A 9,943-nucleotide genomic window follows, 5' to 3' on the forward strand; every position below is an offset into this window, starting at 1 on the left:
CCGGTTCATCCCCACGCCCGTGGGGAACGCGATATAGTTAATTAGAGCGCGCGAGCAACCCACGGTTCATCCCCACGCCCGTGGGGAACGCACCAATCATAACCACCTGATTTTTAAAGCACTTTTCCACCCTGAAAAATCCACCGCCGATTTCCCATGAATCTTCATGCGAAGCCGCCCTCACCGGGCAGCCCTGCGACACCGCCACAATCACCCCTCGTCGCCCGACGGCTCCGGATGAAAACTCACAAGCTGCACCCCGTCGAAATCCACCCCCACGCGCCGGTTCGCGCCGAGCGTGAGGAACTCGAAGCCCGCCTCGCTGCTGCTGCGCCAGGCGATGACGGCATTGCCGTCCTCGATGCCCTCCTCCACCTGCGCCCACAGGTGTTCGCGCACGCGCTTCGAGTAGTTGCCGACATAGACGCCGGCGCGGATTTCCAGCAGCCAGACCGCGAGCCGGCCGCGCAGGCGCGGCGGGGCGTTCTCAAGCACGATGACCAGCATCGCCAAGACTGTCGGGGTTGGGGATGGCCGGGCCGACCGCATCGTCGGGTGGCGCGGGCGGGACGATCTCGCCGGCGGCGAGCATCGTCTCGATGTCGGGAATGATGCGTTCGAGCAGCCGGGTCTGGCGGAACACGTCGCGGCAGCCGAGCCGCACCGCGCGCTCCACATTGCCCGTGGGCGCGGCCGCGACCTTGAAGGCGACCGGCACGACGGTCTCGAACTTGTAGACGTCGGCCACGTCGTACACGAAGGACAGCGGCTTGCCCGTGTGGATGAAGCCGACGGCGGGCGCGTAGCCGGCGGCGAGCACGGCGGCCTCGGTCACGCCGTACAGGCAGGACGTCGCGGCCGACAGGCAGCGGTTGGCGATGTCGGCCGAGTCCCAGTCCTGCTGGTCGTAGTCGCGGCCCGACCACTTCACGCCGTACTTCTGCGCGAGCAGCTGGTAGCTGCGCCGCACGCGCGCGCCTTCGATGCCGCGCAGCTGCTCGACGCTGCGGCGCGCGGGCGGCTCGTCGCCGAAGCGCATCGCGTACATGCGGCGCACGACCTTCAGCCGCAGCGTCTCGTCGAGCGCGAGCCGCGCCTGATAGAGCAGCCGGTCGGCCCGCGCGCCGCCGGGCTGGCCGGCCGAGTACAGCCGCACGCCGGCCTCGCCGACCCACACGAGCAGCGTGCCGACGCGCGCCGCGAGTGCCGCCGCGCGGTGCGACACGCGCGTGCCCGGCTCCAGCATCACGCAGGCGATGCCGCCGACGGGGATCTGGGTGCGGATGCCCGTCACGTCCACGACGACGAAGGCGCCGTCGAGCACATCGACCTCGCCCTTCTCGATGAAGACGACCGACTGCCGCTCCTTGATCGGGATCGGCCTGAGCGGCGGGAGCGGCGCGGCCATGCGACGGAAGCGGTGGCGGTCTATCAGTAGCCGACCGGCCGCACCAGCAGCAGCCCGCAGCCGAAGGCCCGCGCGCTGCCGATGCCGCCTGCAAGCGTTTGCACGAACGCCTGCGGCTCGGTCACGACCAGCTCGCCACGGAAGTCCACCGACGAGAACGCGAGCCCGCGCGCCGCCGTGCCGCGCTCGTCGCGGCCGTGCTGCGTGTAGGCCTCGACCGCGAGCGCCTCGCGGTCGAGCGCGAAGCCGCAGCGCTCCGCGCGACGGTCGAGCCAGTGGCCGGCTGCCTCGGCGACCAGCTCGTACAGCTCGGGTCGCACCGACGGCGGAATCTCGCCCCAGCGCGCGGCGCCGTGCTCGGCGAGCAGCGCGCGCTTGGCCTCCATCACCACGTCGTGCCGCTGCGACTTGCCGCTGCGGTCGTGGCGCACCGTGGGATTGGCGCGCAGCTCGAAGGCGAGCCGGTCGCCCACGCGCACGCGCGGCGCGTAGTCGCGCACGTCGAGCGTCCAGCCGGCGTCGGGCCGGCCCGGCGCGCGCTGCGACACGACGTAGTAGCGCGGCAGGCCGTCCACGTCGCGGCGGCGGAACAGGAAATCGCGCGCCGTGCCCTCGGGCGCGGCGAACAGCCGCCACAGCCATTGATGTTCGGCGTAAGGGCCGGTCAGGCGCGCCCGCGCGGCCTCGCGCTCGCGGCCCTCGGCCGGCTTGATGAGGCTGAAGAACATGCTCAGGACTCCGGATCGAGGATGGCGACATGCTCGGCGCGGTCGCCGAACAGCCAGCCCTGGCGGCGGATCACGCGGTCCTTGCGCACCGTGGTGACGACCGAGGTGACGGCCGGGTCGATGCCCGGCTCGGCGCCGTCGGCCCAGGCAAGGCGCGCGACAGGGCCGAGCGCGTCGTCGGCCGGCGCGGCGTGGCGCCACTGGCGGCGGGCCGACGCGGCATCGGCGGGCAAGCCCCGGGACCGGCGCTCATCGGCGGCGCGCGCCGCATCGGCCGCCGCGATCGCGGCGACCTGCCGTGCGCGGTAGTCCTCGAAGGCCGACAGCGCCGAGGCCGCGTCGATGACCTGCGGCCACAGCGGCGCCGACGGCGGGCAGCTCCGCCGCCCGAGGCAGAGCACGAAGCGCGGCCGGCGCAGCGCCTCGGCCAGCCCGGCGAGCGGCCAGCGCGCGCCTGCAAAGGCTTGCACGGCCACCAGCCAGCTCGCGTTCTGACGGTAGTCGCGTGTCGAGAGGATGGTCGTGAGGTCGCGTTTCGGGATCGCGAGTTCATCGCGGCGTGAGCGGTGCGGCCAGCCCTTGAGCGCGGCGCGCGGCGGCACCTGGGCCGTGTGGTAGTCGCGCAGCAGGCTGCCGCCGGCGCGCGCGGCGCCCCGATGCGCGCCCGGCTCGCCGAGCACCGCGACCGCGAACGCGAATCCGTCGCGCAGCGCGGCATGTCCGGCCTCGTCGGCGCGGTCGATGCCGAGCGCCGCGCCGAGCAGCCCGACCAGCGCCGACTGCGACGGATGCTCGGCCGTGCCGCGGTACTCGCCCACGGCCGGCTCGCCCCAGGACGCGAGCGGCGCCCGGAGCTGGAACACGAGAAAGTCCATCGCGCTCAGCCCGCGACGAAGTCGGCGAGCGCGGCGAGCGAGCCCTCGGCCGTCTCGACGTTGAACTCGGCGCGCGCGTCGGCGCAGGCGCCATACACGGCATCGAAATTGTCGCGGCGGGTCCGGAGCGCGGCGACGGCATTGTCGAACACGCTCTCGCCGTCCTGCGGCTTGACCGGCTTGAGGAAGGCCTGCACCAGCGAGCGCGGCTGCTGATCGCCCGTCTCGGCAAGCGCGTAGCCGGCATAGGCGCGCGACGCGAAACTCGCCTGCATGCCCGTGGGCGACACCTTGGTCACGGCCTCGACCAGCGCCTTGAGCGCGCGCCGCACAAGCGCCTCGTCTCCACCGAGATTGCGCGCAAGCAGCTCGCGGTCGATCGCGAGATAGAGGTAGTACAGGCCCGCGCCGTAGCCGCGCTCACCGATGTGGCCGGCGCCGGAGTCGGTCCTGTTGAGGTCGTCGACGGCGCTGAAGTAGTCGTCCTCGACGGCCGCGCGATGCACGGTGACGGCATGCGCGACCTGCACCGCCGCCTCGACGTTGAACTCGGGCGAGTCGGCCAGCATGCGGCCAAACATCGCGATGTCCACCGCGCGGCGCGGTCGGCCGAGCAGGCGGAGTTCATCGGCGGTCGGCGGCTCCTTGCGGGCGACGAGGGCCGTCACCAGCGCCTTCACCGCATCCAGTTCCTCGGGACTGAAATGCGCGAGCTGCTCGATGTCGAAGTCGGCGAGCGCGTCGACCTTGCCCGCGGCCTCGGCCTTGTCGTCATCGGTCTTCGCCTTCGCGGCCTTGGCCTCGGGCTTGACCTTGCCGAACTGGCCCGCGATCAGCCGCGCCCATTCGCGCGCCGGCTTCTCGGCCACGCCGCCCGCGACGAACTGCGCATACACGTCGCGCCCGAGGCGCTTGGTGCGCGTGCCGAGGCTGCCCGCGAGCGCGACCTCGAACACTTCCGACGTGCGCCACGCGCGCTTCTGGCTCTGCGACGACACGCGCAGCCGCGTCGCGTCGCCGAGCAGCGCGGTCTTGGGGCGGCCGGTGTCGTCGCGGTTGAGGTTGGACGGCGGATAGCTGGTGAGGACGTGAAGCTGGACGAAGCGGGACATGGCGCGGGATTCCTGAAGGCTGTTGTCGGGGTGGCGGGGCGGAAGGTTCATTCGCCGGACTGCTTCCAGTCGTACTGGTAGGCCCACGCCTTGCGGACTGGGTCGCCCCAGCGGTAGAGGTCGTTGGCGAGGCTCATCACGTCGACCGTGTCGCCGATGAGCGGCAGCGCGCGGCGCAGGCCGACGAACAGCGCGTCGAGGTCGGGCGAATCGAGCAGGCGGGCGAAGCGCAGGTCGCTGACCGGGTTGCGGTCGACGCCGTCGGGGCGGCGGCTCGCGGCCTCGGGCAGCGACAGACCGTCGACCGACGTGGCGACGTGGGCGGCGAGGCCGATGGCGGCGGCGATGCGGTCGCGGTCGTGCTCGTTCCAGCTGTCGCCCTCGGCGAGCGCGGCTTCCATGCGGCGCAACACGCGCACGAAGGCCGGCGTGAGCGCGACGGCGGTGAGACTGGCGGCGCGACGCAGCACCGCGCGGTCGGCGCGCAGGCTGCCCGACACGTCGGACGCGGACAGCTGCGTCCACCAGTCGAACAGCACCTTGCCGGGGCCTTCGCCGCGCAGCAGCCTGGGGGGCTTGGACATGGGGATCTCCTCAGTCGGCCTTGCGGCCGGTCTTCCTGGCGGGTTTGGGCTTGGCGCTGCCGGCGGGCGCGGGCAGATGCAGGACGTCGCGCAACTTGGGGCCGTCGAGGTTGCGGGTCAGCTGCTCGTGCGCGGCCTTGATGCGGGCGGGGTTCTGCGCGTGGACGGCACCGGCGCCGACCAGCTCGTCGTCGAACAGGCGCAGCGCCGTGCGGCGCAGCAGGCTGCGCCACGCGAGGGCGCGCGCGACCGCGTCCCACTCGCCGCCGTCGCGCGCGGCGGCGATGCGCTCGCGCAGCAGGGCATAAAAATCGGGCTCGGTGCGGCTCCAGAAGCTCGCGTCGATGAAGCCGTAGTCGCCGCGCGCGTCACCGCCGAACCATGCGTCCTTGACGGCATTGCGCGCATAGCTCGCGGCGAGTTCGGCGCCCGCGACCCAGGCTGCGATGTCGCCGCGCATCAGCTCGCGCTCGGACGCGCCGCATTCGCCGATGGCGTGGAGCGGCATGACCGACTCGTACCAGCAGCGGGGCTTCATGTTGTCCATGTCGTAGCCGAAGGCCCACAGGCGCAGCTCGACGCGCTGATTGCGTTCGATGCCATCGTCGAGAAAGTCGGTCACGACCTTGGCGGCGCGGCGCACCTGCTTGTCTGCCTGGATGCCGAGCACGAAGCCCTGCCAGTGCCGGTAGCCGATGCCGCCGGGCTGGGGATGCAGCGGCAGCCATTCGTCCTTGACCTGGTAGTAGGGCGACAGCGGGTGGTTCCAGGCGCCCTTGTAGTTGAGGCCGTAGTTGCGCGTGACGTACTGCGTCACCAGCCGGTCGGAGGTCGCGCCGCAGAGGTCGCAGGTGCCCTGCGCCACGGCGTCGAGGTCGAGCCGGATGCGGCGCGGCATGGCCCAGTACACGTGCAGCGGATGCACCTGCGTCGGCGCGAGCGAGCCGCCGTCGGATTGCAGCTGCTCGATGGGGCCGCGCCAGGGGAAGCGTGCAATCGGCTCGTCTCGATTGCGATCGCCGCCGACTTCGTTGAACTGCGATTCGGGCAGCACATTGAGCCAGAGCTGCTGCCAAAGGCTCGCGGGCTCGCCCGCCACCGTCTCGGGCCGCAGCAGCGTGGTGAGCGGACCGCCACCACGCAGGCCGGTGCGATGGCCGGCACCGCCCGACGGTGCGTTGACCTGAAGCGTGTAGAGCGCGAGCACCGCGCAATGCGGACACAGCCGCGAGATGCGGCCGCGCTTGGTGAAGAAGTCGCCGTTGTTGCGCAGCGCGTTCTCGCCCGGCGAGTCGATGAGCAGATTGGCGATCGCGACCGGCTCGCCATCCGCCGCGCGCAGCGCGTGGTCCTGCATGAAGCGCGCGCCGTCGCCGTCATAGACGAAGTGCGGCGCGATCGGCTCGAACAGCGCCCGGAGCGTGTCGGCATCGGGCGGCGCTGCGAACCACGCGCGCCAGTCGCGCCGCGTGCGCGCCGGCGTGATGGTCTGTAGCAGTGCGACCGCGAACTGGAACAGCGCGCCGTTGAAGTCGGGGCGCGCTGCATCGAAGGCGACGGTATCGGGTCGCGACAGCTCGAACGGGGCCAGTAGCGCCCGCCCGCCGTCGCGCAGACGGACGTGCATCCAGCGTTCATCGAGAAGGGACATGCGGGTGAGGCTCCCGGTAACTGCGCCGGCTGAAGGTCAGCGGCGACGGAAGCCATTGAAATTCTCAAAGATGGTTTTGGTTGATGTTGTTGATAAAAATGTCCGAGACGCAAACCACGAAAGCCAGGCGGGGGAGCATCCGATCGCAGTCGCGCTGCGCCCGCCGCCGTTCTCCATGCGATGGAGATGAACCGATGGTGTTGGCCGATGCCGCACCGAAAGACCTCGCTTCCTCACTGCCGTGAGGCCCCGGCGCCCGCCCCTTCCGGGTCGGGCGCCGCTTCGTCTTCCAGCACCAGCCCCGTCAACGACGAATAGCGACAGCGCGCCGGCAACTCGGCCTTCTCGTCGCGCGACAGGCGCAGCGCCCGCGCCGCGAACCCGTCCTTGCCGTCGCTTTCCAGCGGCAGCAGCACCGACCATCTGCCCTGCCCCGGCAACCGTTGCGCGCATTCGGCCAGCGCCGTGGCACGCGCGGCGTCGGCCGGTTGGGGCACGCCGCAGAGCAGCCGGCGCGCGATGCGCACGCCGCTGTAGGCCCAGGCCGCGCGCGGGTCGGCATGCGCATGCAGCGGTCGCAGCACACCGCCGTCCCAACGGCAGAGCAGCACGTCGTGCGTGTCTTCCCCGAGACGCGAGGGCGCGGATTCGTCGGTGTCCCATTCGCTGCCGCCGCGTACGTAGCCACGCTCCGGATCGACCACGTTCGCGTCGGCGAGGCTGCGGTCGCCATAGGCCTTGCCCTCCGCGCGGTTGCTGCTGGCCTGAAGGCCGGCGGGCAGCTCGGCCTCGCCGTCGTACACGGCCTCGACGAGGGCGCGCGCGTCGTCGGGCATGGTGAAGCCGCCGGCCTGCAGGGCGCGCGCGGTCAGCCAGAGCTGGCCGTGATCGGGATAGACGCCGCTCGCCTTCGGGAAGAAGTCCTTGAACCAGTCGGAACGCGGCGCCTCGGTGAATGCCGGACCGAACACGACCATGAGCGGCTCGCCGCGTGCATCGCCGGCCTGCGGATCGGTACTCGCGCGGCCCTCGGCATCGCGCACATGGCGCATGAGCCGGCCGGCGCGCTGCACGAGGCGGTCGATCGGCGCGAGGTCGGTGACGAGCAGGTCGGCGTCGATGTCGAGCGATTGCTCTGCGACCTGCGACGCGAGCAGCAGCTGCCCGCGCCGCTCGGCCGGGCCGCTGTCTCGGCCGAAGGTCGCAAGCACGCGCTGCTCGATCACGAGCCGATCGGCGAGCGCGAAGCGGGCGTGGAAGACCGTCACCGAGCCGGCCGGCAGCGCGGGCGCAAGCTCGGCATGGGCATCGAGCACATCGGCGACCGTGTTGCGGATCCAGGCGACGCAACGGCCCGCGGCGAGCGTGTCGAGGATGAGCCGGTGCAGCGCGGCACGGTCGCTCTCGTGGCGCACGCCCACGCGGCGGCGCACGGCGGCGCGGGTGGCAATCGGCTGCTCGGTCAGCGTGGCGGCGGCAACGGCGGTGGCGACCGGCGGTACGGCGGGCGCCGGCTCGTCCGCGGCATTGCCTGCCACCCACGAGGTAACGAGCGGGTAGTCGCGCCGGTGCGCGGGCGCGGCGGACTGGCCGGCCCCCTGCGCGAAGGCGGCGAGCAGCTTGCGCTTCATGCGCATCGGCAGCGTGGCCGAGAGCAGCACCGCGCTGCCGCCGGCACGCGCGTGGAATTCGAGCAGCAGTTCGAGCGTGCGCAGCATGTAGGCATCGCAGGCATGCACCTCGTCCACCACCAAAACCTTGCGGAACAGGCCGAGCAGCCGCAGCGACTGGTGCTTGCTTCGCAGCGTGGCGAGCAGCGCCTGGTCGATCGTGCCGACGCCGGCCGGCGCGAGCAGCGCGCGCTTGTTGTGGTCGGCGAGCCAGGCGGTGCAGCGCGCGGTGGCGGTGTCGTCGCCGTCGGGCGCGTCGGGATCGGCGTCGGCGCGACCGGGGCGCAGCACGCTCGCGGCGAAGGCCTCGACGAGATTGCGGCGGCCGTGGGCGAGCGCGAGGCTGGCCGCCTCGCCGAACAGCGGCCGATAGACCTGCGAGATGCGCTCGTGCATCGCATTGGCCGTGGCCATGGTCGGCAGGCCGATGAAGAAGCCGTCGGCGACGCCGGCCGCGATGAGGCGCTGGGTGAGCATGACGGCGGCCTCGGTCTTGCCCGCGCCGGTCACGTCCTCGAGCAGATGCAGCTGCGGCCGTGGCGCCACGGGCAGTTCGGCAGCCCAGGCCTGCAGGGGCGACGGCGCGGGAATGCGCGGGAACAGCTGCGCGAAGCCGAGCGGCGCGCGCAGCGGTGCCACGAGGATGCCGGTGGCGTCGAGTGCGGCGTCGGCGTGGGCGAGCGCGTCGGCCCAGTAGCCTGCAAGCGATTGCAAGGCGGTGGCGCGGTAGGGGAAGTGGTCCGTATCCGAGCCGATCCAGTCGGCCAGCACGACCACGCCGGCAAGCCACCACGACAGTTCGCGGCTGCGGTCGGCGAAGTCCGGACGCGTGACAAGCGCGGCGGTAGCGGGCGAGAGGAACATGGCGCGCATCGCGGCCACGAAGTCGAGTGCGTCGGCGGCGTTGCGCGACGGGGCGTCGCGCGCGGCGCCACGCGGCGTGAAGTGGCGCGTGGCCTGCACGCCGGCGTCGGTGCGTGGCGGCATGCCGTGATGGCCGGTGGCGACGCGGACCCAGGGCTCGACGGCGTCGGTCAGGTCGGAGCGCGAGTCGAACTCGCCGAACCAGTCCTCGTCCAGCGCGCAGTCGCACATGTACTCGCGCCAGAAGCCGAAGCCGAGGCTGTCGTGACGCACGGGCTCGGCCTGGGCCTCGGGCGCGGGCTGGCCCTGGAGCTGCTCGACGAGGTCGCTGCGCTGGCGCTGGAAGGTGATGGAGAACTTCCCGAGGTCATGCAGCGCAAGCCAGAAGACGAACCAGTCGAGCAGCACGTCGCGAGGTGCGACGAACCTGGCCGCGAGCCAGTCGAGCAGTGCGGGATGACGCCGGAGATAGGCATGACCGACGGCAGCGACGTCGAGCGAGTGGTGCACGAGCAGATGCAGCTCGGCCATGTCGGCGGTGGGGCGGGCCTTGCCCCAGTAGGCGTGATAGCTGGGCATGCGGGCACGCGGAAAGGAATGGAGGTCGGATGTCACCTGTGCGGCGGCATCCGTTGTGGGGCGATGCGCCGGGAACGCGATGCTGACAGGGGTAGCCGCCGCATGGCGGTCGGGAGAGTTAAACGGAGGGCCTGCCGGTCATGCGCGTGGCGGCGCGGCATGTGTCGCGGCGATCGGCGTCGAGGTCATGCAGGTTTGCTCGTCGGCGCGTTTGCCGGGGGGACGTGGCGTTACGTCGCCTGGTCTCCGGGGCGTGAATTGCGGCTTGGAAGGCCGTTGCTCGGTCGGGGTTCGGTCGTAGGAGTGCGCCTCTGCGGGCGGTTCATTTCCGCGGTCGGGGGAACACGCGTCCTTGAAGCCCCCGGTCGTGATGATCGGTTCGTCACCACGCTCGTGGGCAACAAGCAGCGCGCGGTGCACGTGCGCAACAGCTACAGCGGTTCATCCCCACGCCCGTGGGGAACACATTTCG

General features: G+C 71.7%; 8 protein-coding genes. All 8 read right to left on the reverse strand.

Annotation, left to right across the window (positions count from 1 at the left end):
- Nucleotides 1-210 precede the first annotated feature (210 nt).
- The gene (gene cas2e, locus H566_RS0119895) at nucleotides 211-507 is read right to left on the reverse strand and encodes a type I-E CRISPR-associated endoribonuclease Cas2e (RefSeq protein ID WP_028312812.1); all 297 of its coding nucleotides are present in this window, start codon (nucleotides 505-507) and stop codon (nucleotides 211-213) included.
- Complete coding sequence (gene cas1e, locus H566_RS0119900; RefSeq protein WP_028312813.1) at nucleotides 488-1,408, reverse strand: type I-E CRISPR-associated endonuclease Cas1e; 921 nt, start codon at nucleotides 1,406-1,408, stop codon at nucleotides 488-490. Before cas1e ends, cas2e begins: the two co-directional genes overlap by 20 nt.
- Nucleotides 1,409-1,431: 23 nt before the next feature.
- Entirely contained in the window at nucleotides 1,432-2,136 is a 705-nt protein-coding gene (gene cas6e, locus H566_RS0119905) for a type I-E CRISPR-associated protein Cas6/Cse3/CasE (RefSeq protein ID WP_028312814.1), read from the reverse strand.
- Nucleotides 2,137-2,138: 2 nt separating this feature from the next.
- On the reverse strand, nucleotides 2,139-2,999 hold the full coding sequence (gene cas5e, locus H566_RS0119910; RefSeq protein WP_211238127.1) for a type I-E CRISPR-associated protein Cas5/CasD: 861 nt from the start codon (nucleotides 2,997-2,999) through the stop codon (nucleotides 2,139-2,141).
- Nucleotides 3,000-3,016: 17 nt separating this feature from the next.
- A complete protein-coding gene (gene cas7e / locus H566_RS0119915) occupies nucleotides 3,017-4,123 on the reverse strand; it encodes a type I-E CRISPR-associated protein Cas7/Cse4/CasC (RefSeq protein WP_028312816.1) in 1,107 nt (368 codons plus the stop codon).
- Between the two features lie 47 nt (nucleotides 4,124-4,170).
- A complete protein-coding gene (gene casB / locus H566_RS26605; protein ID WP_051379049.1) occupies nucleotides 4,171-4,707 on the reverse strand; it encodes a type I-E CRISPR-associated protein Cse2/CasB in 537 nt (178 codons plus the stop codon).
- A 10-nt stretch (nucleotides 4,708-4,717) separates the two neighbouring features.
- On the reverse strand, nucleotides 4,718-6,358 hold the full coding sequence (casA, locus tag H566_RS26610) for a type I-E CRISPR-associated protein Cse1/CasA (protein ID WP_051379050.1): 1,641 nt from the start codon (nucleotides 6,356-6,358) through the stop codon (nucleotides 4,718-4,720).
- Between the two features lie 233 nt (nucleotides 6,359-6,591).
- Nucleotides 6,592-9,471: a CRISPR-associated helicase/endonuclease Cas3 gene (locus H566_RS26615; protein ID WP_051379051.1), complete on the reverse strand. Its 2,880-nt coding sequence runs from the start codon at nucleotides 9,469-9,471 to the stop codon at nucleotides 6,592-6,594.
- Nucleotides 9,472-9,943 lie beyond the last annotated feature (472 nt).

The sequence above is a fragment of the Derxia gummosa DSM 723 genome (genome assembly GCF_000482785.1).
Lineage (GTDB): Bacteria > Pseudomonadota > Gammaproteobacteria > Burkholderiales > Burkholderiaceae_E > Derxia > Derxia gummosa.

Excerpts from the sequence above, each read along its gene's own strand:
- cas2e (WP_028312812.1), bottom strand. The coding sequence starts at position 507 with ATGCTGGTCATCGTGCTTGAGAACGCCCCGCCGCGCCTGCGCGGCCGG.
- cas1e (WP_028312813.1), bottom strand. The coding sequence starts at position 1,408 with ATGGCCGCGCCGCTCCCGCCGCTCAGGCCGATCCCGATCAAGGAGCGG.
- cas6e (WP_028312814.1), bottom strand. The coding sequence starts at position 2,136 with ATGTTCTTCAGCCTCATCAAGCCGGCCGAGGGCCGCGAGCGCGAGGCC.
- cas7e (WP_028312816.1), bottom strand. The coding sequence starts at position 4,123 with ATGTCCCGCTTCGTCCAGCTTCACGTCCTCACCAGCTATCCGCCGTCC.
- casB (WP_051379049.1), bottom strand. The coding sequence starts at position 4,707 with ATGTCCAAGCCCCCCAGGCTGCTGCGCGGCGAAGGCCCCGGCAAGGTG.
- casA (WP_051379050.1), bottom strand. The coding sequence starts at position 6,358 with ATGTCCCTTCTCGATGAACGCTGGATGCACGTCCGTCTGCGCGACGGC.
- H566_RS26615 (WP_051379051.1), bottom strand. The coding sequence starts at position 9,471 with ATGCCCAGCTATCACGCCTACTGGGGCAAGGCCCGCCCCACCGCCGAC.